The organism is Pseudarthrobacter sp. MM222, assembly GCF_947090775.1.
In the GTDB taxonomy this organism is placed as follows: domain Bacteria; phylum Actinomycetota; class Actinomycetes; order Actinomycetales; family Micrococcaceae; genus Arthrobacter.
In genome coordinates, this window is sequence record NZ_OX352321.1 from 1,163,442 (window position 1) to 1,185,580 (window position 22,139).

A 22,139-nucleotide genomic window follows, 5' to 3' on the forward strand; every position below is an offset into this window, starting at 1 on the left:
CTGAGGTGGAATGGTGCTGCTGGCCCTGATGCAGGCGAACGCCGCCGTGCTGGACGTGGAGGCGAACTGCGCCGCGGTGGACGAGGCGGCCGGGAAGGCCGCCGCGGCCGGCGCCCACGTGCTGCTCACCCCGGAGCTGTTTCCCGTGGGCTACGCGCCACGAACGATCCGCGCGGAGTTTGATCCGGCCACGCTTCCGGCCATCCGCCGGACCCTGGCCGGACTCGCCGCCCGCCACGGCATCGCCCTGGTCTACAGCCTGCCGGCCGTCACCCCCGAGGGGGCCTGGCAGATCACGGCCACCCTCGTGGACGAGCGGGGCACCGAGTTGCTCAGCTATGCGAAAGTCCAGTTGTTCGGAGCGGAGGAACGGAATGCGTTCTCGCCGGCCGACGCAGCCCCCGCGGTGGTTGACCTCCACGGGGTTCCGACCTCCCTGGTGATCTGCTACGACGTCGAATTCCCCGAAACGGTCCGCGCCGCCGCCGTCCGCGGCGCCCGGCTGGTGCTGGTCCCGACAGCGCTCTCCGAGGGTTTTGAGGCCGTCCCGCAGCTGCTGGTCCGGGCCCGGGCGCTGGAAAACCAGGTCACTGTGGCCTACGCCAACCATTCCGGCACGGAGGACGACTGCGATTTCCTGGGCGGCAGCGTGATCGCCGCCCCGGACGGCTCGCTGCTGGCCGCAGCCGGGGCCGGGCCCGAACTGCTGTTCGCCGAGCTGCCCGAACCGGCTGCGCCCGCGGAAGCCGGGGAAGGTGCGGAAGCCGGGGAAGCCCCGGAAACCGCCGTCGCGTACCTGGCCGACCGCCGCTCGGAGACCTACCGCTCCTGGGGCGCCTGACCGGCAGCGGACTCCAGCGCGGCGGGCGTGTCGGGCGGCATACCCGGAAGCGCGTCCGTGTACTGCAGGGCAATCCATAGTTCGGCGCGCGCCTGGGCCTCGTTGAGGTCCAGGTCCAGCAGTTCCGCGAGCGTCCCGATGTGGCGGCGCACGCTGTTGCGGTGCAGCCCCGTGGCCTTCGCCGTCGCGTCCCAGCTGCCGTTCGCGCCCAGCCACGCGCGCAGGATCCCCAGCAGGGAATCGCGGCGCTCGGCTTCCAGGCCGAGGACCGGCGCGAGCAGCCGCTCCGCCAGCATGGCCCCCGCCTCGCCCCCCAGCAGCCCGGCGAGCGAAAAGGTCACGTCGTCCACGCGGATGCTGCGCCCGCTTGTCCGCACCCGGCCGCGGAGGGAGGAGCTCCGCCGGTAGGCCTCCGCGAGGCCGGTGAACTCGGTCGTGCTTCCCACCACCAGCCGCCAGCCAAGGCGCTCAACCTCGGCCAGCAGGGCGTCGTCGACCTTCAGCCGGGTGATGGCCGCAAAACCGTAGTCGGTAATTTCCACCAGCTTGGTGTCGAACATCCTGCGCCACTCCAGCAGTTCGCGGACCGGGCTCTCGCCGGCGCGGCGCACGGCGGCCGTCAGGTTGACCCCCTGGACAACGCGGAGCTGTCCGGAGCGGGCGGAGGAAACACTTTGCGCGACGAGGTCTTTGATACCGTTGACGTGCTCGGTGCCGCCCGGCCTGCTGAGGCTTTCCGGGTGCAGGAGCAGCGCCGTGGCCAGCTGGCTGGGTGCCAGCGAGCCGCTGGTACGCTGGCGGACCAGGAGCTCCAGGAGGCCGACGGCGGCCGAAACCACGCTGTTCTGCGCCGGAGTCAGCGGCGCGTCCGCGCCAAGGACGAGCGCGCCCAGGTTGGCGTCGCGGGAGCTGCGCAGGGGATGGCCGAACACGAGGGCCGAACCGGCGTCGTCGAAAGAGTCCAGCTCCACGCGGGGGCCGCTGCCCCTGAGGAGCTTCGCCAGCAGCGGCTGGAGCGCGGCCGGTTCCCGGCCGGGCGAGGGTCCGGTGCCGTGGGCGCCGCCGGAGCCGCGGGCCCGGATCCGCCCGTCCGCGCCGACGAGGATGGCCCACACCGGGACCCGCTGCACGAGCGCCGCGAGCAGCTCGTGCTCGGGCCGGGCCGACAACACGGCGCGCATGAGCTGCCGGTTGGCGTCGGCCAGCTGCCGGAAGGTCGTGGCGTTCTCGGATTCCAGCAACTGCGAGAACTCGAGCCCGATCGCGGCGAACGGGATGGACTGGGGGATGGCGACGAGCGTGAGGTTGCGCCGCCGGCAGGCCTCAACGACGGCCTCGGGCACGGCGTCGAAGTAGGGTTCCAAGCCGAACCCCAGCGCGCCCACCCCGGCCCCGACGAGGCGCTCCACGTAAGCCTCGACGCGGTCCGCGCCGCCGCCGTCGCCCAGGAACGGCAGCCCTGCGGTCAACAGGAATTCCCCGTCGAGCAGGTACGGCGTCGGGTCCTCGAGTTCGCTCGGCTCCACCCAGCGCAGCCGGCCGGCGCCGTTGCCGCCATCGTGCAGGATGGTGAGTTCCTCCGGCAGCTGCCGGAGGAACTGCCCCAGCGTGACGAAGCCGAGCCGTTCCGCGGCGTCAGCAGCCATGGCTGCCTCCGGCCGGCGCGGAGGCCGATACGGAGGCCGACACGGCCCGTCCGGCCGAGCGCCCGGCCGGGCGCCCGGCCGAGTGGGAGGGGACGGGTCGTTTTGGTGCAATACATCTCATGCCAGAACACTATAGGTCATTTTGCACAACCCTGAGAGCCAGCTCACAGCCCTAGGCTGAACCGGGGACACAACAACCACTACTCACGAACGGACGTCAACGATGACTGTGCCTACTCTTACCGGCGAACGGCCCCCGGCCCTTGCCAGCCGTCCCGGCCTGACAGCGCAGCTGCTTCGCCGGAAGCCGATCGGACAGCTGGTCAGCGAAGCCGAAACCGGCCACGGCGGCACCCGGCTGGTCCGCAGCTTCGGCGTCCTGCAGCTGACGATGATCAGCGTCGGCGCCACGCTCGGCACCGGCATTCTGGTGATCCTGGGCGAATCGGTGCCGCTGGCCGGCCCGGCGATCTGGATCTCCTTTGCCATCGCCGGGTTCGCGGCGCTGCTCTCCGCCGTCTCCTACGCCGAGATGGCCGGACTGGTCCCCGCGGCCGGCTCCAGCTACTCCTACACCTACGCGACCATGGGCGAAGGAATGGCCTGGATCTGCGGCTGGTGCCTGGTGCTGGAATACGCCGTCTCCGTGGCCGCCGTCGCCGTCGGGGCAGGGCAGTACGTCAACGAAGCACTGGGCGTCTTCGGCCTGTCCCTCCCGGACGCCATTTCGCAGCCGCCCGGCGACGGCGGAGTGATGAACATTCCCGCCATGGTCATTGTGCTGCTGGCCATGATCCTGCTGGTCCGAGGGGCCAAGGAAAGCGCCTGGATCAACACCGCCATCGTGGTGATCAAGGTCGGGATTCTGATCTTCTTCTGCGCCGTGGCCTTCACCGCCTTCAACGCCGGCCACTTCGAGCCGCTCCTGCCCATGGGTGCTGCCGGGGTCTCGGCCGCCGCCTCCAGCGTTTTCTTCTCGTACATTGGCTTCGACGCGGCCTCCACCGCCGGAGAGGAGGCCCGCAACCCCAAGCGCGACCTGCCGAGGGCCATTTTGCTGTCCATGCTGATCGTCACCACCATCTACGTGCTCGTCGCCGTCGCGGCCATCGGGGCCCGGCCCTGGGGCTGGTTCGACGGCACCGAAGCCGCCCTCGTGAAAATCCTCGAGGAGACCACCGGCCAGCCGTGGATCGCCCTGGTCTTCGCCATCGGAGCCGTCCTGGCCATCGCCAGCATCGTACTGACCGTCCTCTACGGCCAGACCCGGATCCTGTTGTCCATGGCCCGGGACGGAATGATCCCCAAGATCTTCGGCCGGGTCTCGGCGCGGACCGGCACCCCGGCAGCCGGCACCCTGATCGTCGGCACCCTGGTGGCCCTCGCCGCCGGACTGGTTCCGCTTGGCGCCTTGGCCGACGCCACCAGCATCGGCACGCTCTTCGCCTTCGCCCTGGTGAACGTGGCCGTCATCTATCTGCGCCGCAAGCGGCCGGAGCTCAAGCGGACCTTCCGGGTTCCGCTGTTTCCGCTCACGCCCATCCTGGGAGCGCTCATGTGCGCCTTCCTGATGGCCAACCTCGGCGCGGACACGTGGGCGACGTTCGGCATCTGGATGCTCGTCGGCGTTGCCGCCTACTTCGGCTACGGCCGCCGGAACTCGAGGGTAGCGGCCCTGAGCTCCGAGGAATACCGTGAGCTATCCGCCGGACAAGCCACCGACACCGCTGACCCCAGCCCCGAACCGACGAAAGCCAACCACTCATGACCACCGCCACCGAACTGCCCGCCCCCGGCCCTGACGCGCGGGGCCGTGGCGCCGCCGAGGCACCGATCACCATGCTGAATCCGGACTTCCCGTTCAGCTACGACCACTACCTGGCGCACCCCGACGGCCTGGGGACGATCCCCGCCGAGCTGCACGGGACCGAAGTGGCAGTGGTTGGCGCCGGCCTCTCCGGGCTGGTCACGGCCTACGAGCTGATGAAGCTCGGCCTGCGCCCCGTGGTCTACGAAGCGGACCAGATCGGCGGCCGCCTCCGCACCGCGGGCTTCCCTTCCGCGGCCGGCGTCGTCGCAGACCTTGGCGGGATGCGGTTCCCGGTTTCCGGCAAGGCCTTCTACCACTACGTGGACCTGCTCGGGCTGGAGACCCAGGACTTCCCCAACCCGCTGGCGGGCGTCACCTCCAGCACGGTGATCGAACTCGCCGGGGAGAAGTTCTACGCCGAAACCCCCGCGGACCTCCCGCCGTTCTTCCGCGAGGTGGCCGACGCCTGGAAGGCCGCCGTCAACGACGGCGCCAGCTTCACCGAGATGCAGGACGCCATCCGCGCCCGGGACACGGCCCGGATCAAGGAACTCTGGAACGAGCTGCTCCCGTTGCTGGACGAGCAGACGTTCTACGGCTTCATCGCCGGCAGCGACTCGTTCAAACAGGCCGGCTTCGCCCATCGTGAGGCCTTCGGCCAGGTGGGATTCGGGACCGGCGGCTGGGACACGGACTTTCCCAACTCCATCCTGGAAATCCTGCGGGTCGTCTACACGGATGCCGACGACCAGCACCGGCTCATCGCCGGCGGAGCGCAGCGCCTTCCCGAGGCACTCTGGCAGCACGCGCCGTCGGGCATGGCCCACTGGCCCGACGGGACCTCCCTCGCGTCGCTGCACGCCGGGGCACCGCGCGGCGCGGTGAACCGGATCGCCCGGGACGGGGACGGCAACTTCCGGGTCCGGGAACGGTGGGGCCGCGAGTCCGCGTTCCCCGCCGTGGTGACCACCTGCCAGTCGTGGCTCTTGTCCACCCGGATCCACACCGAAGAGAACCTGTTTCCCGCCGAGCTCTGGACGGCGATCGAGCGTTCGCACTACATGCAGTCGTCCAAGACCTTCGTGATGGTGGACCGGCCCTTCTGGAAGGACATCGATCCCGCCACCGGCCGCGAGGTCCTGTCCATGACGCTGACGGACCGGCTGAACCGGGCCACCTACCTGCTGGACAACGGCCCGGACCAGCCGGCGGTGATCCTGCTGTCCTACACCTGGAACGACGACGCGCTGAAATGGCTGGCGCTCGACGCCGACGAGCGCGTGGAGCTGATGCTGCACTCGCTCGCCCAGATTTACCCCGACGTCGACATCGCCGGACACATCGTGGGCCAGCCCATCACGGTCTCCTGGGAAGCGGACCCCAACTTCATGGGCGCGTTCAAGGCCAACCTGCCGGGGCATTACCGCTACCAGCAGCGGCTCTTCACCCACTTCAAACAGGACTCGCTGGCGGAGCACCAACGCGGGATCTTCCTCGCCGGCGACGACGTCTCCTTCACGGCCGGCTGGGCCGAAGGTGCCGTCACCACCGGGCTGAACGCGGTATGGGGCGTCGTCAACCACCTGGGCGGACGCACGGCACCGGGCAACCCGGGCCCGGGGGAGCTGCTGGCCGAGTTCGGCCCGATCGCGCTGGACTAGGTGACTGCGGCCCAGGCGTCCGCGGGTCAGGCGCCCTGCGGGCCCGTCAGGAGCTGTGCAGCTCCCGGTGGGCCCGGGCCAGGTCCTGGTAGTGCGCCGCGTTGCGCTGCACCCCGGCGAACTCGTCGTCGCTGAGTTCGCGGCGGACTTTGGCGGGCACCCCGGCGACCAGGGAGCGGGGCGGCACGACGGTGCCCTCCAGCACCACCGCTCCGGCCGCGACCAGGGACCCGGCGCCGATCACGGCGCCGTTGAGGATCGTGGCACTCATGCCAATCAGGCAGTCGTCCTCGACCGTGCAGCCATGCACCACGGCGCTGTGGCCCACGCTGACCCGCGCTCCGACCGTGCACGGGAAGCCGGGATCGGCGTGCAGCACCACGTTGTCCTGCAGGTTGGTGCCGGCGCCGACAGTGATCGCGGCGGTGTCGGCCCGGACGGAGACCCCGTAGAAGGCGCTGGAGTTTTCCGCCAGCGTGGCCTTGCCGATCACCGAGGCCGTCGGCGCGATGAAGGCGGAGTCATGGACGGCCGGGGTGTCGCCGGCGAACGCGTAGAGGGGAGCCATGCCCCCAGCCTAGAACACGCCGCCGCCCCGTTGAGCTATCAGTTGTGGTCCCTCACAGGGCCGGATAGGCACCAGAACTGATGGCGCAACGGGGAAGTTGGGTCAGGCGGGGGAGCGGAGGATCGTGAAGCCCTGGTCGGGGTCGGGGAGCACGACGGCGATCGGCGCGCCCGGCGCGGTCACCCGCTCCAGCTCGCGGACGACGCCGTCCCACTGCTCCGGCGGCAACCCCGCCAGGGCGTCCGCAGCCCACGCAGAGGCGAACGCCGCGTCCGCGAAGGGCAGGGACTCGGGCCCGGCGACGGCAACGTCCAGCCCCCGGGCGCGCGCGGAATGGACGTTCTCCTCGGACGGGTCCACCCCGGTGAAATGGATGCCGGACTGGACGAACAGCAGCCCGTCCGAACCCAGGGCGCAGTTGAGCCCCAGCACGCCGCGCCGGCCTTCAGCCTTGAGCAGCGCGACGAATTCCGAAAGCAGTTCCTGCCGCAAAGCTGCCACGCTTCCAGTAAAGAACCGACGTCAGTTAAAGACAACCGTCCGGTTGCCGTCCAGCAGGACGCGGTGTTCGGCGTGCCACTGCACCGCCTGGGCCAGCGTCCGGCCCTCCACGTCCCGGCCCATCTGGACGAACTGCTCGGCGGTGCGCCGGTGGTCCACCCGGATGACTTCCTGCTCGATGATCGGTCCCTCGTCCAGGGCCGCCGTGACGTAGTGTGCGGTGGCGCCGATGAGCTTCACGCCGCGGGCGTGGGCCTGGTGGTACGGCTTGGCGCCCTTGAAGGACGGCAGGAAAGAGTGGTGAATGTTGATGGCCTTGCCGGTGAGCTCGGTGCAGAGCTCGTCGGAGAGGATCTGCATGTAGCGGGCCAGGACGGTGAGTTCGATGTCGTGCTCCGCCATCAGGGCGCGCAGCTCGTCCTCGGCCCGCGTCTTCGTGTCCCGCGTGACCGGGACATAGTGGAACGGGATGCCGTAGAACTCGGCCAGGCCGGCCAGGTCCTTGTGGTTGGAGACGATCGCCGGGATCTCGATGGGCAGGGTCCCGGAGCGCTGCAGGAAGAGCAGGTCATTGAGGCAGTGGGCCGAGGTGCTCGCCATCAGCAGGGTGCGCACCTTCCGGCCGGCCGGGTTAAGGCTCCACTGCATGCCGAAGGCCTGCGCCACCGGCTCCAGCGCGGCGTGCAGCTCGGCCTGGGCGGACGACGTCGTGGCCTCGACCCGCATGAAGAAGGTCCCGGTTCCCTGGCTGCCGTACTGCTGCGAATCCGTAATATTGCAGCCCGCGACGAGGAGGGCGCCGGCGACGGCGTGCACAATCCCGGGCCGGTCCGGGCAGGAGAGGGTGAGGATGTAGGAATCAGTCAGCTGGTCAGTCACGACGTACAGCCTACCTGCGTGCGGGGCACCGGCTGCGGTAGGCTTGAACGGTCGCAACTGGCGTTGGGTGGTTAACCACCAGGGAGCGGCACTCACGAAGACCACGGATCGTACGCCTGGGCCGAGGGTCATGTTTTGCCGGTCGGCAGCTCCCGCTGCCGCCCCGCCGTCGGCATCCCTGAACGGTGCCTGCCCTTGCTGCGCGCCGCATTGCCGGCCCGTAATCTAGGGGCGCCGCGACGGGCCAGCCGGTAACCTGACCTTAAGCAGTGCCCGTTGCCTAGCCAGGAGTTCTTCGTGACTACTTCCGTTAACCTTTCTTCGACCGCCGTGAGCAACCAGCCGCTGGCCGAGCTCGATCCCGAAATCGCCGCCGTCCTCGCCCAGGAACTTGGCCGCCAGCGCGGCACCTTGGAGATGATCGCCTCCGAGAACTTCGCCCCGCGCGCCGTGATGGAAGCCCAGGGCTCGGTCCTGACCAACAAGTACGCCGAAGGCTACCCGGGACGCCGCTACTACGGCGGCTGCGAATACGTCGACATCGCCGAGCAGCTCGCGATCGACCGGGTCAAGGACCTCTTCGGCGCCGAATACGCCAACGTCCAGCCGCACTCCGGCGCCCAGGCCAACGCCGCGGCGCTCTCCGCCATGATCAAGCCGGGCGAAAAGATCCTCGGCCTGTCGCTGGCGCACGGCGGCCACCTGACCCACGGCATGAAGCTGAACTTTTCCGGCAAGCTCTACGACGTCGCCGCCTACCAGGTCGAGGAAGACAACTTCCGGATCGACATGGACAAGCTGCGCGAACAGGCCATCGCCGAGAAGCCGCAGGTCATCATCGCCGGCTGGTCCGCGTACCCCCGCCACCTCGACTTCGCGGCGTTCCGCTCGATCGCGGATGAGGTCGGCGCACTGCTCTGGACCGACATGGCGCACTTCGCGGGCCTCGTCGCCGCAGGTCTGCACCCGAGCCCGGTGCCGTACTCCGACGTCGTCACCTCCACCGTGCACAAGACCCTCGCCGGCCCGCGCTCCGGCGTGATCCTGGCCAAGCAGGAGTGGGCCAAGAAGATCAACTCCAACGTCTTCCCGGGCCAGCAGGGCGGCCCGCTCATGCACGTGATCGCCGCCAAGGCCGTGGCGTTCAAGATCGCCGGCACCGAGGAATTCAAGGAACGCCAGGAGCGCGTCCTGGAAGGCGCCCGGATCATCGCCGACCGCCTCAGCCAGGCGGACGTCTCCGACGCCGGCGTCTCGGTCCTCACCGGCGGTACCGACGTGCACCTGGTCCTGGTGGACCTGCGCAACTCCCAGCTCGACGGCCAGCAGGCCGAAGACCTGCTGCACTCCGTGGGCATCACCGTCAACCGCAACGCCGTGCCGTTCGATCCCCGCCCGCCGATGGTCACCTCCGGCCTGCGCATCGGCACCCCGGCCCTGGCCACCCGCGGCTTCGGCGCCGAGGAGTTCACCGAGGTGGCGGACATCATCGCCACCGCGCTGAAGTCCGGCTCTGCCACGGACGTCGAGGCCCTGCAGTACCGCGTGGACAAGCTGGCCGCAGACTTCCCGCTGTACCCGCAGCACGAGCAGTGGTGACCCTATGACCTCTGCAGAGACTGCAACGCCGGCAACTCCAGCAACAAACACGGCACGGATCCTGGACGGCAAAGCCACCGCCGCCACCATCAAGGCCGAGCTGACCGAACGCGTGGCCGCGCTCAAGGCCAGGGGGATCGTGCCGGGCCTCGGCACCATCCTGGTGGGCTCCGACCCGGGCAGCACCTGGTACGTGGGCGGCAAGCACAAGGACTGCGCCGAGGTTGGTATCACCTCGATCCGCCGCGACCTGCCCGAGGACACCACGCAGGAGGACCTGCTGGCCGTGGTCCGGGAGCTCAACGAGAACCCGGAATGCACCGGCTACATCGTCCAGCTGCCGCTGCCCAAGCACATCGACCAGGACGTCATCCTGGAGGCGATGGATCCGGACAAGGACGCCGACGGCCTGCACCCGACGAATCTCGGGCGGCTCGTCGCCAACGTCAGCGGACCCCTGAAGTCGCCGCTGCCCTGCACGCCCAAGGGCTGCGTGGAACTGCTCACCCGGCACGGGATCGAGCTCAAGGGCAAGCGCGTGCTGGTGGTGGGACGCGGTGTCACCATCGGCCGTCCGGTGGGGCTGCTGCTCACCCGCAAGGACGTCAACGCCACGGTCATCCTGGCGCACACCGGAACGGTGGACCTGCCTGCCGAACTCCGGCAGGCCGACGTCGTGATCGCTGCGGCCGGCCAGCCGCACATGATCAAGGCCGAAGACCTCAAGCCCGGCGCAATCGTGCTCGACGTCGGCGTCAGCCGCGTCGACGACGGTTCCGGCAAGGCCGTGGTCACCGGAGACGTGGACCCCGCGGCGGCCGACGTCGCCGCCTGGCTCTCACCGAATCCCGGGGGAGTGGGTCCGATGACGCGGGCCATGCTGCTGGCCAACGTGGTGGAAACCGCCGAGCGCCATTTGGCAGAAGCCAGCGCCTAGCCTGCACCGCGGGCGGCGCCTGAGAAACTCGGCCCGGCACCGTCCGCACCGCCCGGCACCGCCCGGCAGGGCGCCTTCTCCTTCGGGAGCCGGCGCCCTGCCGTTTTTGTGCCGGCAATATCCCGTGTGCCACCGGGCGGCGGGCGGATCTTGCGGTCCGGCTCTTCTCAGGGCAGGGCGCAGCTACTAGCGTGGTGCGGGTGGCTGAACTCGTCTCCAAAGATTCCGCCCGGAAGGAAGCCGGCCTGGGCAGCGCCTCCGAAGCCGGCGCGCCGCAGTACGTCATTACGGCCGAAAACCTCACCAAAAGCTACGGCGAGGTAACCGCCGTCGACGGCATCTCCTTCCGCGTCACCGCCGGTGAGGCGTTCGGGCTGCTGGGCCCCAACGGCGCCGGCAAGTCCACCACCATGAAGATGATCGGCGCGGTCTCCCAGCGGACCTCCGGCAGCCTCAGCATTCTGGGCCTGGACCCGGACCTGAACGGTCCGGAGGTACGGGCCCACCTGGGCGTCGTCCCGCAGCAGGACAACCTCGACGAGGAGCTCAAGGTCCGGGACAACCTGCTGGTCTATGGGCGCTACTTCGGCCTGCCGATGAGTTATCTGAAGCCCAAGGCCGACGAGCTGCTGGAGTTCGCGCAGCTCACGGACAAGGCCAAGTCCAAGGTGGACGCGCTCTCCGGCGGCATGAAGCGCCGGCTCACCATCGCGCGTTCGCTCATCAACGAGCCGCGGATCCTGCTGCTGGACGAACCAACCACCGGGCTGGACCCGCAGGCCCGCCACATTCTCTGGGACCGGCTGTTCCGGCTCAAGGAGCAGGGCGTCACCCTGATCCTGACCACGCACTACATGGATGAGGCCGAGCAGCTCTGCGACCGCCTGATTGTGGTGGACAAGGGCAGGATCATGGCCGAGGGCTCGCCCGCCAGCCTGATCCGCGAGTACTCTCCGCGCGAGGTCCTTGAGCTCCGCTTCGGCTCCGAGCGCAACGCCACGGTCGGCGCCGAGCTCAACGGCATCGGCGAGCGGGTGGAGACGCTGCCGGACCGCGTCCTCATCTACGCGCACGACGGCGAAGCTGCGCTCGAGCAGGTCTCGGCCCGGGGACTCCGGCCGGTCACCTCGCTGGTGCGGCGCTCCTCACTGGAGGACGTCTTCCTGCGCCTGACCGGCAGGAGCCTCGTTGACTGAGAAGGAAGGGTTGACTGAGGCAGCGCCGGCTGGGGTGCCGCTGCGCGCCCATTCCCCGGCGGTTTCGGCGGCCCGGGCGCGGAAGTGGGGCGCCTTCTACTACGCCGAGCAGGTCCTGCGGGTCATGAAAGGCTACGGCTGGACCATCGTCCTGTACGGCGTCGGGCAGCCGGTCGCGTACCTGTTCGCGATGGGCGTGGGCCTGGCGACCCTGGTGGACACGAACAGCACCACGGCCTTCGGCGGCGCCAGCTACCTCGCCTTCATCGCCCCGGCGCTGCTCATTTCGGCGGCGGTCATGACGGCGGCGACCGAGTTCACCTTTCCCGTGATGGACGGCTTCAAGTGGCGCCGGGTCTATTACGGTCCGCACGCCTCGCCGCTGACGCCGGGGCAGATCGCCGGCGGCCAGATCATCGCGGTCACCCTGCGCCTGGTGCTGCAGTCCGCGATCTACTTCGGGGTGGTGGCGCTGTTCGGTGCCGCCCCCGGCGGCTGGGGGTGGGTCTCGATCGTCGTCGCCACCCTCGCCGGGCTGTCCTTCGGCCTGCCGCTGATGGCCTACGCGGCCTCGATCACGGACGACAAAGGCCAGTTCGCCATGGTCATGCGGTTCATCGTCACGCCGCTGTTCCTGTTCTCCGGCACGTTCTTCCCGCTGGACACCCTGCCGCTGGCCGTGCGCTGGACCGGCTGGATCTCACCGATCTGGCACGGCACCGAGCTGGGCCGGGTGTTCAGCTACGGCTACCCGGAGACACCGCTGCTCACTCTGGCACACGCCGGGTTCCTGCTGGGCCTGGCAGTGCTGGGCTGGATGCTCAGCAAACGCCAGTTCGTCCGCAGGATGGGCGCATGAGCAGCGTCACCGAGGCCGCCCGCAACCGGCATTTCGGGCCGCTCTACTCCCGCAACGTCCGCGCCGTCGTCGCACGGGGACTGATGGCCACCAAGAGCAGCAACTGGCTGGTGATGCTCTCGGGGTTCTTCGAGCCCGTGCTGTACCTGATCTCGATGGGCGTGGGCCTCGGCGCAATCGTCGGCTCCGTGCAGGGACCGGGCGGCCAGGACATCTCCTACGCCGCCTACATCGCCCCGGCGCTGCTGGCCGTGTCCGCGATGAACGGCGCCGTGTATGACTCCACCTGGAACGTGTTCTTCAAGATGAACTTCGCAAAGCTCTACCAGGGCATGCTCTACACCTCGCTCGGCCCGCTGGACGTCGCCATGGGCGAGATCTTCCTGGCCCTGCTGCGCGGGATGCTCTATGCCACCGGCTTCACCGCCGTGATGGGGTTGCTGGGGCTCATCACCACGCCGTGGGCCGTCCTGATGATCCCCGCCTCGGTGCTCATCGCGTTCGGCTTCGCGAGCTTCGGGATGGGCATCACCAGCTTCCTGAAGACCTTCCAGCAGATGGACTGGATCAGCTTCATCCTGCTGCCGATGTTCCTGTTCAGCGCCACCTTCTACCCGCTCAGCGTGTACCCGGACTACATCCAGTGGCTGATCCAGGCTCTGCCGCTGTGGCACGGCGTGGAGTTGCTCCGCCAGATCAGCGTGGGCGTCTTCACCCCGGCCACGGCCGTGCACGTCGGCTACTACCTCGGGATGATCATCCTTGGCGTACTCCTGACCACCGGGCGGCTGCGCGCGCTGTTCCTCAGGTAACGCGGTCCCGGACCGGGCAGCGAAACGTTCGCCCGGGGTGGAAGCGGCCGGGAGCGCGGCCGGGGTTTGCGATAATGGAGAAATGCAATCTCTGGGCAACTCCGCGTCTTCCAAGCCGTCCGCGTACAACGCCGCCACGGGCAAGTTTTCGATGTTCCGGATCGGCGGACTTGGCATGACCGTGTTCATCATCGCGTTCCTGGTCGCGGTCATCTTTGCGGCGAACCAGAACGACGTCGTGGGCTGGGTCGTGGCGATCATCGCCGCCTTCTGGCTGGCGCTGGCATCGTTCGTCGTCTTCAGCATCCAGAAGGCCGCGAAGAAGGCCACGGCGAAGCTCAACGAGGCGCAGAACGCCTTCAACGCAGCAACCGGCCGGGCGCCGGCGTCCGGCGTTGACGCCGGCGGCACCCGCCTCGTGGGCGAACGGCGCCAGGCCGACGAGGTGCGTGACCTGAAGCTGGACCACTCCTTCAAGATCGTCCAGGTGCAGGTCCGCGTCGTGGAGCAGGAGCGCGCCAAGGGCGCCGCTGGGGACCAGGACACCATCCGCCGTGCCCTGGAAACCATCGAGATCACCGCCACCAACGCGCGGGACATGATCAAGTCCTCCGGCGGAAGCGACGAGCCCGTCCGCGGAACCATCATCGACTAGAGTGGATCGGGTGAGCTCGGCATTGGAGAAGGACCACCTTCGCATCGCATCAGTCAACGTCAATGGCCTTCGCGCCGCCTACAAGAAGGGCATGGCGGAATGGCTGGAGCCCCGCGAAGTGGACATCCTCTGCCTTCAGGAAGTCCGCGCGCCTGACGCGATCGTCCACGAACTGCTCGGCGACGGCTGGTACATCCTGCACGCCGAAGCCGAGGCCAAGGGCCGGGCCGGCGTCGCGATTGCCTCCCGCGAAGAGCCGGTGGACACCAGGGTGGGCATCGGGGAGGACTACTTCGCCACCGCCGGCCGCTGGGTCGAGGCCGACTACACGGTGCGGAACGCCGAGGGCGAAGCATCCCGGCTGACCGTGGCCAGCGCCTACGTGCACTCCGGTGAGGCCGGCAGCCCCAAGCAGGACGACAAGTTCCGCTTCCTGGACGTCATGTCCAGCCGGTTGCCCGAGCTGGCCAAGCACAGTGACCATGCCCTCGTCGTCGGCGACCTCAACGTGGGACACACGGAGCTGGATATCCGGAACTGGAAGGGCAACGTCAAAAAAGCCGGCTTCCTTCCGGAGGAGCGTGCCTACTTTGACCGCTTCTTCGGGGAGGATATCGGCTGGAAGGATGTTCACAGGGGCCTGGCGGGTAACGTCGACGGCCCCTACACTTGGTGGTCGCAACGGGGACAGGCCTTCGACAACGACACCGGCTGGCGCATTGACTACCACATGGCCACGCCCGCCCTCGCTGCTGCCGCAGTGTCGGCCGTTGTTGACCGGGCGCCGTCCTGGGACACCCGCTTCTCCGACCACGCCCCGCTGGTAGTGGACTACCGGCTCTAGTTTTAAGGCTTCTCCTCCATGACCTCTCCTTCCACTGCGACCGCCGGCACCGAGTGCGACGCCGAAACTCACCCCGATCCCGCCGTCGTGCCCGCTGCTCCTGCCACCACGGCCACCGGTGCCCGGCACCGGATCCTCTCCGGAATGCAGCCCTCGGCCGACTCCCTGCACCTCGGGAACTACCTCGGGGCCCTGGTGAACTGGGTACGGATGCAGGAGGAGTACGACGCGATCTTCTTCATCCCGGACCTGCACGCCATCACGGTCCCGCAGGATCCGGCGGAGCTGGCCCAGCGCACCCGCGTCACGGCCGCCCAGTACATCGCCGGCGGCGTGGACGTGGACAAGTGCACGCTCTTCGTCCAGTCCCAGGTCCCGGAGCACGCGCAGCTGGCCTGGGTGCTGAACTGCATCACGGGCTTCGGCGAGGCCTCCCGGATGACGCAGTTCAAGGACAAGGCCCTCAAACAGGGCTCGGAGCAGGCCAGCGTGGGCCTCTTCACCTACCCGATCCTGCAGGCCGCGGATATCCTCCTGTACCAGCCGCACGGCGTGCCGGTGGGCGAGGACCAGCGACAGCACGTGGAACTCAGCCGCGACCTGGCCCAGCGCTTCAACTCCCGCTTCGGCGAGACCTTCAACGTTCCCGCGCCCTTCATCCAGAAGGAGTCGGCCAAGATTTACGACCTGCAGAACCCCACGGCCAAAATGTCCAAGTCAGCCGAGTCGCCGGCCGGCCTGATCAACCTGCTGGATGATCCCAAGCTGATCGCCAAGCGGATCAAGTCCGCCGTGACGGACGCGGAAACCGAAATCCGTTTCGACCGCGAGGCCAAGCCCGGGGTCTCCAACCTGCTGACCATCTACTCCGCCATCACCGGGCAGAGCGTCGATTCGCTCGTCGCCGCTTACCAGGGCAAGATGTACGGCCACCTCAAGGTGGACCTCGCTGAGGTGGTGGCCGAGCGCCTCACTCCGATCCGGGACCGGGCCAGCGAACTCCTGAACGACCCCGCGGAGCTTGACCGCCTGCTGGCCCACGGCGCCGACAAGGCCCGCGAGATCGCCTCCGCCACGCTCCAGGACGTTTACGCCAAGGTGGGTTTCCTGCCCTACGCCGGAACCAACGGAGTCCGCTAGGCCGATGTCCCCCGTCAGCAAAGTCACCCCGACAGACGCCCCGCGAGCCGGCAGGTCCCCCGCCGGCAACGGAAAGTCCCCCAGCGAGGGCATCAGCGTCGGAGTGATCCTGAAGTTCCCGCCGGAGGTCGCCGAGGAACTCCAGCGCTGGCGGGCCTCCTTCGGTGACCCCATGGCCGGCATCATCCCCGCCCACATCACGCTCGTGACCACCACCATGACGCAGGACTGGGAGGCGACCCGCAGCCATGTGCGGACGGTCGCGAGCAAGCAGGAACCGTTCACAGTGACGATCGCCGGCACCGGATCCTTCCGGCCGGTCTCTCCCGTGGTCTTCCTCAAGGTCGACGACGGCTTCGGCCAGTGCGTCAGCCTGCACGAACAGCTCCAGACCGGCCCCCTGGAGCGCGAACTGCCGTTTGCCTACCACCCGCACGTCACGGTTGCCCACGACGTCGCCCCCGAAAGCCTCGACGAGGCCGAAACGGTGCTCAAGGATTACCGGGCCACCTTCCCGGTGGCTAGCATGGGACTTTACGAGCACGACGACAACGGCATATGGCAGCTACGGGAAGAGCTTGACTTTGGGACCGAACGCGACGACGACAGAGGCCCGGGCGGCGCAGCAGACGCCCGCTGAGCCGCCCCCTCCCACCGATCTGGCCCGGCTGAAGCTGGAGGTCATCCGGAAGAAAGTCGACTGGGGCAAGGCGCGCCGCTCCGGCGCCGGGGGACCCGCGGCGCTGCTGCCGATGATGCAGTGGCTGCTGGCCCGGCTCAACGCCTTCCGTCCCATGCGTGCGTTCCAGCACTACGGGCGCCAGCACGGCCCGCTGATGAGTGCCGGCATTGGCTTCCGGATGTTCTTCTCCATCACCGGCCTGCTGGCCACCGGCTTCTCCCTGGCCGGACTTGTGCTCCGCGGGCAGCCGGCCCTGCTGGACCGCGTGGTCCGCAGCGTGGCCACCAGTGCGCCCGGCCTGCTGAAGGTCGACGGCGGCGAGGGCCTGGTGGATCCCCAGGAGCTCCTGAACCCGGACGGGCTGGGCTGGGCCGCGGTGATCGCGGCCGCGGTGACAGTGGTGACCTCGCTGGGCTGGATCGACGGCCTGCGCGACGGCGTACGCGGCGTCATCGGGCTCGGCCCCCGGAAGATGAACCCGATCCTGCTCAAACTCCACGACATCGGCACCCTGCTGTTGCTGGGCGTCGCGCTGGTGATCAGCGCCGGCGCGTCGCTGGTCTTCGGTACCGCCGCGGGGTGGGTGACCGAACAGCTGAGCCTCGACCCCCTGGTGGCAGGACCGCTGACCACCTCCGTCAAGATCGCCGTGCCGCTGCTGCTGGGCTGGGCCACGGCGCTGATCATGTTCAGGCTGGCCGCGGGAGTGAAGCTGGCCCGGCGTTCGCTGCTGGAAGGGACCATCCTTGCCGCGCTGGGCACCGGCGTGCTGCAGATCTTCAGCGCCGAACTGCTCGCCGGTGCGGGGCGGAACCCCATCCTGGCGCCATTCGCCATCATCATCGGGCTGCTCATCTGGTTCAACCTGGTCAGCCAGGTGTACCTGATCGCCGCGGCCTGGGCCGCCATCCGGGAGGAAGACCTCAAGGCCGAGCCTGCTAGCAAGACCACCGGCTGGGGATCCCGCCAGGTGCAGCCCGGCAAGACCCCGGTGGAGCCGTCCCCGCGCCGGCGGAGCCCCGCAGCAGGGTTCAGGCGTCGAGGTATTGATCGGCCCACGCCGAAATAATCTTCGCGGCACGCGCCGCCTGGCCCTTGCCGGTCAGGAGGTGGTCGCTGCCCTCCAGCGAGACGAAGCTGCGCGGGTGCCGCGCGGTCTGGAAGATGGAGCTGGCGTTCTCAATCCCGACGGTGTTGTCTGTGGGGGAGTGGAGCACCATCAGCGGCAGGTGCAGCCGGCGGATGCAGTCCGTCAGGTCGGCGTGTTCCAGGTCCTCCACGAAATGCCGGCGGATCTCGACCCGTTTGCCGCCCAGGTCCACTTCGGCGCTGCCTTCGCTGAGGATCCGGTCCAACGCGGCGTCAAAGACGTGGGCCACGTGCTTGGGCGAGAACGGGGCGCCCACGGTTGCGACGGCGTCGAGCTCCGGAATCTGGCCCGCCGCGGCCAGCACGGCGGCGCCGCCGAAGGAATGGCCCACCAGCAGGGAGGCGGCCCGGCCCGCTTCGCGCATGAATTCGGCGGCCTTCACGGTGTCCGCCACCTTGTGGCTGAAGGAACCCTCGGACCAGTGCCCTGCGGATTCGCCGAGCCCCAGGTTGTCGAAGCGGAGCATGCCCACGCCGTTGTCCGCCAGCGCCTTGCACATCCGGGACGCGGCGGGACTGTCCTTGCCCAGCGTGAAGCCGTGCGAGAACACGCCCCAGCCCTTCACCGGCCCCTCCGGGACGTCGACGATGCCGGAGAGCAGCTCGCCGGTGGAACCGCGGAATGAGACTTTTTCGGAGCGGGACATGGGGACCCTTTCGTTGGGTGCCTTTACGACGACGGCGCCCCCACCCGAAAGGTGAGAGGCGCCGTCGTCGTACTGCTTTAGTCGAACTGCTCTAGTCGTACTGCTTGGGGCGAGCGGTCGCTAGATCTTGCGGGACAGGATGGCCTGCTTGACCTCGGCGATTGCCTGCGTGACCTGGATGCCGCGGGGGCATGCTTCGGTGCAGTTGAAGGTGGTGCGGCAGCGCCACACGCCTTCCTTGTCGTTGAGGATCTCCAGGCGCATGTCGCCGGCGTCATCGCGGGAATCGAAGATGAAGCGGTGCGCGTTGACGATCGCGGCCGGGCCGAAGTACTGGCCGTCGGTCCAGAACACCGGGCAGGACGAGGTGCACGCGGCGCAGAGGATGCACTTGGTGGTGTCGTCGAACCGCTCGCGGTCCTCGGCGGACTGCAGGCGTTCCTTGGTGGGCTCGTGGCCGCGGTTGATCAGGAAGGGCATGACTTCGCGGAAGGACTGGAAGAACGGCTCCATGTCCACGATCAGGTCCTTCTCCACCGGCAGGCCCTTGATCGGCTCGACCGTGATGGGCTTGGACGTGTCCAGGTCCTTCAGCAGGGTCTTGCAGGCGAGGCGGTTGCGGCCGTTGATGCGCATGGCATCGGAACCGCAGACGCCGTGGGCACAGGACCGGCGGAAGGAGACGCTGCCGTCGATTTCCCACTTGATCTTGTGCAGGGCGTCCAGGACGCGGTCCGTGCCGTACATGGTGACCTTGAAGTCATCCCACGTGGCGTCCTCGGAGACCTCAGGGTTGTAGCGGCGCACGCGCAGCGTGACGTCGAAGGACGGGATCTCCCCGCCGCCGCCGACGCCGGCGGGCAGTTCGATCTTGGATGCTGGCTCAGCGAGTTCAGCGCTCATCTTAGTACTTCCTCACCATCGGCTCGTAGCGCGTAAAGACCACCGGTTTGGTGGCAAGCCGGATGCCGGCAATCGACTCGGCGGAACCATCCGCCGGGGCGTGCTCATCCTTGTACGCCATGGAGTGTTTCATGAATTTTTCGTCGTCGCGCTCGGGGAAGTCCTCGCGGAAGTGTCCGCCACGGGATTCCTCGCGGTGCAGGGCCGCCACGGTCATGACCTTGGCGAGCTCCAGCAGGAAGCCCAGTTCCACGGCCTCCAGCAGGTCCAGGTTGAAGCGCTTGCCCTTGTCCTGGACGCTGATGCGCTGGTAGCGCTCCTCGAAGGACGCGATGTCCCGCAGGACCTGGTCCAGCGTCTCCGCGGTGCGGAACACCTGCATGTTGGCATCCATGGTGTCCTGCAGTTCCTTGCGGATCGCGGCGACCTTCTCGGTGCCGTCAGCCGTGCGGACGTGGTTCAGCAGGTCCAGCGTGTAGGCCTCCGGATCTGCGGGCAGTTCCACGAAGTCCGCGGTCTTGGCGTACTCCGCGGCGGCGATGCCGGCGCGCTTGCCGAAGACGTTGATGTCCAGCAGCGAGTTGGTGCCGAGGCGGTTGGAGCCGTGTACCGAAACGCAGGCGACCTCACCGGCGGCGTAGAGGCCCGGGACCACGGTGTCGTTGTCCTGGAGCACCTCGGCGCTGATGTTGGTGGGGATGCCGCCCATGGCGTAGTGCGCCGTCGGGAAGACCGGAACCGGTTCCGTGTACGGTTCCACGCCGAGGTAGGTGCGGGCGAATTCGGTGATGTCCGGGAGCTTGGCGTCGATGTGCGCCGGCTCCAGGTGCGTCAGGTCCAGGAGGACGTAGTCCTTGTTCGGGCCGCAGCCGCGTCCCTCACGCACCTCGTTGGCCATGGAACGGGCCACGATGTCGCGGGGCGCGAGGTCCTTGATGGTCGGGGCGTAGCGCTCCATAAAGCGCTCACCCTCGGAGTTACGCAGGATGGCGCCTTCGCCGCGGGCAGCCTCGGACAGCAGGATGCCCAGGCCCGCGAGGCCTGTCGGGTGGAACTGGAAGAACTCCATGTCCTCCAGGGGGATGCCGCGGCGGAACGCGATGCCCATGCCGTCACCGGTGAGGGTGTGGGCGTTGGAGGTGGTCTTGAAGACCTTGCCGGCGCCGCCGGAGGCGAACACGACGGACTTGGCCTGGAAGACGTGCAGTTCGCCGGAGGCGAGGTCATAGGAGACGACGCCGGCAACGCGCTTCTGCTTGTACGGGGTGCCGTCCTCACGGACCGCGTCTTCCTCGACGGTCAGCAGGTCCAGCACGTAGTACTCGTTGTAGAACTCGACGTTGTGCTTGACGCAGTTTTGGTACAGGGTCTGCAGGATCATGTGGCCGGTGCGGTCGGCGGCGTAGCAGGCGCGGCGGACCGGAGCCTTGCCGTGATCGCGGGTGTGGCCACCGAAACGGCGCTGGTCAATGCGGCCCTCGGGCGTGCGGTTGAACGGCAGGCCCATCTTTTCCAGGTCCAGGACGGCGTCGATCGCTTCCTTCGCCATGACCTCGGCTGCATCCTGGTCAACGAGGTAATCGCCGCCCTTGATGGTGTCAAAGGTGTGCCACTCCCAGTTGTCTTCCTCGACATTCGCCAGGGCCGCACACATGCCGCCCTGCGCCGCGCCGGTGTGGGAGCGGGTGGGGTACAGCTTGGTCAATACTGCCGTTCGGGCGCGCTGACCTGATTCAATCGCCGCGCGCATCCCGGCGCCACCGGCACCGACGATGACGACGTCGTACTTATGGACCTGCATACCAGACGCTCTTTCTCTCAAAATTCGGTATCAAACACCGGCCGGCGGAGCCTGCCCGGTGAAGTCTCGTGATCCCAAACCTGCACCGGGCAGGGGTGGGTTGCCTTGACGGACCGCAGCTTGTGCCCGCGGGCACGGCTCGGAACGGCAGCGCCGCTGCTACGGCGCGGGGCAGAATCCGCCCGGCAGCTGAACGCCGTTGACCACGGGGCACGGGTCAAAGGTGAAGATGACCAGGGTGCCCAGGATGATGATGACGGTAGTGGCCGCGTACAGGACGATCTTGAGCCAGAGACGCGTGGCGTCCTTTTCGGCGTAGTCGTTGATGATGGTGCGGACACCGTTGGTGCCGTGCAACATGGCCAGCCACAGCATGGCCAGGTCCCAGATCTGCCAGAACGGGTCGGCCCACTTGCCGGCCACGAAGCCGAAGTCGATGGCATGGATGCCGTCGCCTACGAGCAGATTGACCGTCAGGTGGCCGAAGATGAGGACCACGAGGACGACGCCGGAAAGCCGCATGAAGAGCCAGGCGAACATCTCGAAGTTGCCCTTGGACGTGCCGCTGCGGCGGTACTGCGGGGCGATGCGGTCGCCGCCGACCTTGGCTGCGCCCGCCTTCCCGCTGCGGGGACTCTGAATCTCAGTTGCACTCATGGCTAGTGACCTCCAAGGGCGAGGGAAAGGTGGCGGATGGAGAAGCCCACCATGACGACGACCCAGAGAACGAGCACCGTCCACAGCATCTGGCGCTGGTACTTCGCGCCCTTCTTCCAGAAGTCGACGGCGATGATCCGCAGGCCGTTGAAGGCGTGGAACACGATCGCTGCGACGAGGCCCGTTTCACCCAGGGCCATCAGGGGGTTCTTGTAGGCACCGATCACGGCGGTGTACGCCTCGGGGGACACACGCACCAATGAGGTGTCCAGCACGTGGACCAACAAGAAGAAAAAGATCACTACACCGGTAATGCGATGTCCAACCCAGGACCACATGCCTTCACGGCCGC

The 22,139-nt window shown here is 68.2% G+C and carries 22 protein-coding genes and 1 riboswitch; of the genes, 13 read left to right on the plus strand and 9 right to left on the minus strand.

Annotated features, from left to right (window positions below; genetic code table 11):
• Window positions 1-10: 10 nt before the first annotated feature.
• The gene (locus OM977_RS05295) at window positions 11-841 is read left to right on the plus strand and encodes a nitrilase-related carbon-nitrogen hydrolase (protein ID WP_264356486.1); all 831 of its coding nucleotides are present in this window, start codon (window positions 11-13) and stop codon (window positions 839-841) included.
• On the opposite strand, the gene OM977_RS05300 is transcribed toward OM977_RS05295, so the two are convergent.
• A complete protein-coding gene (locus OM977_RS05300) occupies window positions 820-2,487 on the minus strand; it encodes a PucR family transcriptional regulator (RefSeq protein ID WP_264356487.1) in 1,668 nt (555 codons plus the stop codon). The two genes, OM977_RS05295 and OM977_RS05300, sit on opposite strands and share 22 nt — an antisense overlap.
• 223 nt (window positions 2,488-2,710) lie before the next feature.
• Between OM977_RS05300 and OM977_RS05305 the strand changes: the two genes are divergently transcribed.
• Complete coding sequence (locus OM977_RS05305) at window positions 2,711-4,255, plus strand: amino acid permease (protein WP_264356488.1); 1,545 nt, start codon at window positions 2,711-2,713, stop codon at window positions 4,253-4,255.
• Complete coding sequence (locus OM977_RS05310; RefSeq protein WP_264356489.1) at window positions 4,252-5,958, plus strand: flavin monoamine oxidase family protein; 1,707 nt, start codon at window positions 4,252-4,254, stop codon at window positions 5,956-5,958. Before OM977_RS05305 ends, OM977_RS05310 begins: the two co-directional genes overlap by 4 nt.
• 46 nt (window positions 5,959-6,004) lie before the next feature.
• On the opposite strand, the gene OM977_RS05315 is transcribed toward OM977_RS05310, so the two are convergent.
• The 3 genes from OM977_RS05315 to purU form a co-directional block, all read right to left on the minus strand.
• A complete protein-coding gene (locus tag OM977_RS05315) occupies window positions 6,005-6,526 on the minus strand; it encodes a gamma carbonic anhydrase family protein (protein ID WP_264356490.1) in 522 nt (173 codons plus the stop codon).
• A 102-nt stretch (window positions 6,527-6,628) separates the two neighbouring features.
• A complete protein-coding gene (locus tag OM977_RS05320) occupies window positions 6,629-7,027 on the minus strand; it encodes a class I SAM-dependent methyltransferase (protein ID WP_264356491.1) in 399 nt (132 codons plus the stop codon).
• Between the two features lie 21 nt (window positions 7,028-7,048).
• Window positions 7,049-7,906 carry a formyltetrahydrofolate deformylase gene (purU, locus tag OM977_RS05325; RefSeq protein ID WP_442960697.1) on the minus strand — a complete coding sequence of 286 codons (858 nt, stop codon included), beginning with the start codon at window positions 7,904-7,906 and terminating at the stop codon, window positions 7,049-7,051.
• A gap of 43 nt (window positions 7,907-7,949) precedes the next feature.
• Window positions 7,950-8,035: riboswitch (ZMP/ZTP riboswitch) on the plus strand.
• Between the two features lie 168 nt (window positions 8,036-8,203).
• Between purU and glyA the strand changes: the two genes are divergently transcribed.
• From glyA to OM977_RS05375, 10 genes are all read left to right on the plus strand, one after another.
• Entirely contained in the window at window positions 8,204-9,505 is a 1,302-nt protein-coding gene (glyA, locus tag OM977_RS05330; protein WP_270103232.1) for a serine hydroxymethyltransferase, read from the plus strand.
• Window positions 9,506-9,509: 4 nt separating this feature from the next.
• Window positions 9,510-10,442: a bifunctional methylenetetrahydrofolate dehydrogenase/methenyltetrahydrofolate cyclohydrolase gene (locus OM977_RS05335; protein ID WP_264356492.1), complete on the plus strand. Its 933-nt coding sequence runs from the start codon at window positions 9,510-9,512 to the stop codon at window positions 10,440-10,442.
• A 245-nt stretch (window positions 10,443-10,687) separates the two neighbouring features.
• Window positions 10,688-11,638, plus strand: a complete 951-nt coding sequence (locus OM977_RS05340; protein WP_264357301.1) for an ABC transporter ATP-binding protein — start codon at window positions 10,688-10,690, stop codon at window positions 11,636-11,638.
• Complete coding sequence (locus tag OM977_RS05345) at window positions 11,631-12,497, plus strand: ABC transporter permease (protein ID WP_264356493.1); 867 nt, start codon at window positions 11,631-11,633, stop codon at window positions 12,495-12,497. Before OM977_RS05340 ends, OM977_RS05345 begins: the two co-directional genes overlap by 8 nt.
• Window positions 12,494-13,309, plus strand: a complete 816-nt coding sequence (locus tag OM977_RS05350) for an ABC transporter permease (protein ID WP_264356494.1) — start codon at window positions 12,494-12,496, stop codon at window positions 13,307-13,309. The genes OM977_RS05345 and OM977_RS05350 overlap by 4 nt, the downstream gene beginning before the upstream one ends.
• Window positions 13,310-13,391: 82 nt before the next feature.
• Entirely contained in the window at window positions 13,392-13,964 is a 573-nt protein-coding gene (locus tag OM977_RS05355) for a hypothetical protein (RefSeq protein ID WP_264356495.1), read from the plus strand.
• A gap of 10 nt (window positions 13,965-13,974) precedes the next feature.
• Window positions 13,975-14,808, plus strand: a complete 834-nt coding sequence (locus tag OM977_RS05360; protein WP_264356496.1) for an exodeoxyribonuclease III — start codon at window positions 13,975-13,977, stop codon at window positions 14,806-14,808.
• An 18-nt stretch (window positions 14,809-14,826) separates the two neighbouring features.
• Window positions 14,827-15,948: a tryptophan--tRNA ligase gene (gene trpS, locus OM977_RS05365; RefSeq protein ID WP_442960698.1), complete on the plus strand. Its 1,122-nt coding sequence runs from the start codon at window positions 14,827-14,829 to the stop codon at window positions 15,946-15,948.
• A 4-nt stretch (window positions 15,949-15,952) separates the two neighbouring features.
• The gene (locus OM977_RS05370) at window positions 15,953-16,588 is read left to right on the plus strand and encodes a 2'-5' RNA ligase family protein (RefSeq protein ID WP_264356497.1); all 636 of its coding nucleotides are present in this window, start codon (window positions 15,953-15,955) and stop codon (window positions 16,586-16,588) included.
• Window positions 16,533-17,699, plus strand: a complete 1,167-nt coding sequence (locus tag OM977_RS05375; RefSeq protein WP_442960718.1) for a YihY/virulence factor BrkB family protein — start codon at window positions 16,533-16,535, stop codon at window positions 17,697-17,699. Before OM977_RS05370 ends, OM977_RS05375 begins: the two co-directional genes overlap by 56 nt.
• On the opposite strand, the gene OM977_RS05380 is transcribed toward OM977_RS05375, so the two are convergent.
• The 5 genes from OM977_RS05380 to sdhC form a co-directional block, all read right to left on the minus strand.
• Window positions 17,662-18,426, minus strand: coding sequence for an alpha/beta hydrolase family protein (locus OM977_RS05380; protein ID WP_264356498.1), 765 nt, complete (start codon window positions 18,424-18,426; stop codon window positions 17,662-17,664). The genes OM977_RS05375 and OM977_RS05380 overlap by 38 nt on opposite strands.
• A gap of 120 nt (window positions 18,427-18,546) precedes the next feature.
• Window positions 18,547-19,329 carry a succinate dehydrogenase iron-sulfur subunit gene (locus tag OM977_RS05385; protein ID WP_264356499.1) on the minus strand — a complete coding sequence of 261 codons (783 nt, stop codon included), beginning with the start codon at window positions 19,327-19,329 and terminating at the stop codon, window positions 18,547-18,549.
• Window position 19,330: 1 nt separating this feature from the next.
• A complete protein-coding gene (gene sdhA, locus OM977_RS05390; RefSeq protein WP_264356500.1) occupies window positions 19,331-21,130 on the minus strand; it encodes a succinate dehydrogenase flavoprotein subunit in 1,800 nt (599 codons plus the stop codon).
• A 159-nt stretch (window positions 21,131-21,289) separates the two neighbouring features.
• On the minus strand, window positions 21,290-21,787 hold the full coding sequence (locus OM977_RS05395) for a succinate dehydrogenase hydrophobic membrane anchor subunit (protein WP_264356501.1): 498 nt from the start codon (window positions 21,785-21,787) through the stop codon (window positions 21,290-21,292).
• A 2-nt stretch (window positions 21,788-21,789) separates the two neighbouring features.
• A complete protein-coding gene (gene sdhC, locus OM977_RS05400) occupies window positions 21,790-22,125 on the minus strand; it encodes a succinate dehydrogenase, cytochrome b556 subunit (protein ID WP_333474016.1) in 336 nt (111 codons plus the stop codon).
• Between the last annotated feature and the right edge of the window lie 14 nt (window positions 22,126-22,139).

Bases quoted from the DNA above. Each gene is read 5' to 3' on its own strand.
- OM977_RS05295 (WP_264356486.1), top strand. From the start codon at position 11: ATGGTGCTGCTGGCCCTGATGCAGGCGAACGCCGCCGTGCTGGACGTG.
- OM977_RS05300 (WP_264356487.1), bottom strand. From the start codon at position 2,487: ATGGCTGCTGACGCCGCGGAACGGCTCGGCTTCGTCACGCTGGGGCAG.
- OM977_RS05305 (WP_264356488.1), top strand. From the start codon at position 2,711: ATGACTGTGCCTACTCTTACCGGCGAACGGCCCCCGGCCCTTGCCAGC.
- OM977_RS05310 (WP_264356489.1), top strand. From the start codon at position 4,252: ATGACCACCGCCACCGAACTGCCCGCCCCCGGCCCTGACGCGCGGGGC.
- OM977_RS05315 (WP_264356490.1), bottom strand. From the start codon at position 6,526: ATGGCTCCCCTCTACGCGTTCGCCGGCGACACCCCGGCCGTCCATGAC.
- OM977_RS05335 (WP_264356492.1), top strand. From the start codon at position 9,510: ATGACCTCTGCAGAGACTGCAACGCCGGCAACTCCAGCAACAAACACG.
- OM977_RS05350 (WP_264356494.1), top strand. From the start codon at position 12,494: ATGAGCAGCGTCACCGAGGCCGCCCGCAACCGGCATTTCGGGCCGCTC.
- OM977_RS05355 (WP_264356495.1), top strand. From the start codon at position 13,392: ATGCAATCTCTGGGCAACTCCGCGTCTTCCAAGCCGTCCGCGTACAAC.
- trpS (WP_442960698.1), top strand. From the start codon at position 14,827: ATGACCTCTCCTTCCACTGCGACCGCCGGCACCGAGTGCGACGCCGAA.
- OM977_RS05370 (WP_264356497.1), top strand. From the start codon at position 15,953: ATGTCCCCCGTCAGCAAAGTCACCCCGACAGACGCCCCGCGAGCCGGC.
- OM977_RS05380 (WP_264356498.1), bottom strand. From the start codon at position 18,426: ATGTCCCGCTCCGAAAAAGTCTCATTCCGCGGTTCCACCGGCGAGCTG.
- OM977_RS05385 (WP_264356499.1), bottom strand. From the start codon at position 19,329: ATGAGCGCTGAACTCGCTGAGCCAGCATCCAAGATCGAACTGCCCGCC.
- sdhA (WP_264356500.1), bottom strand. From the start codon at position 21,130: ATGCAGGTCCATAAGTACGACGTCGTCATCGTCGGTGCCGGTGGCGCC.
- OM977_RS05395 (WP_264356501.1), bottom strand. From the start codon at position 21,787: ATGAGTGCAACTGAGATTCAGAGTCCCCGCAGCGGGAAGGCGGGCGCA.
- sdhC (WP_333474016.1), bottom strand. From the start codon at position 22,125: ATGTGGTCCTGGGTTGGACATCGCATTACCGGTGTAGTGATCTTTTTC.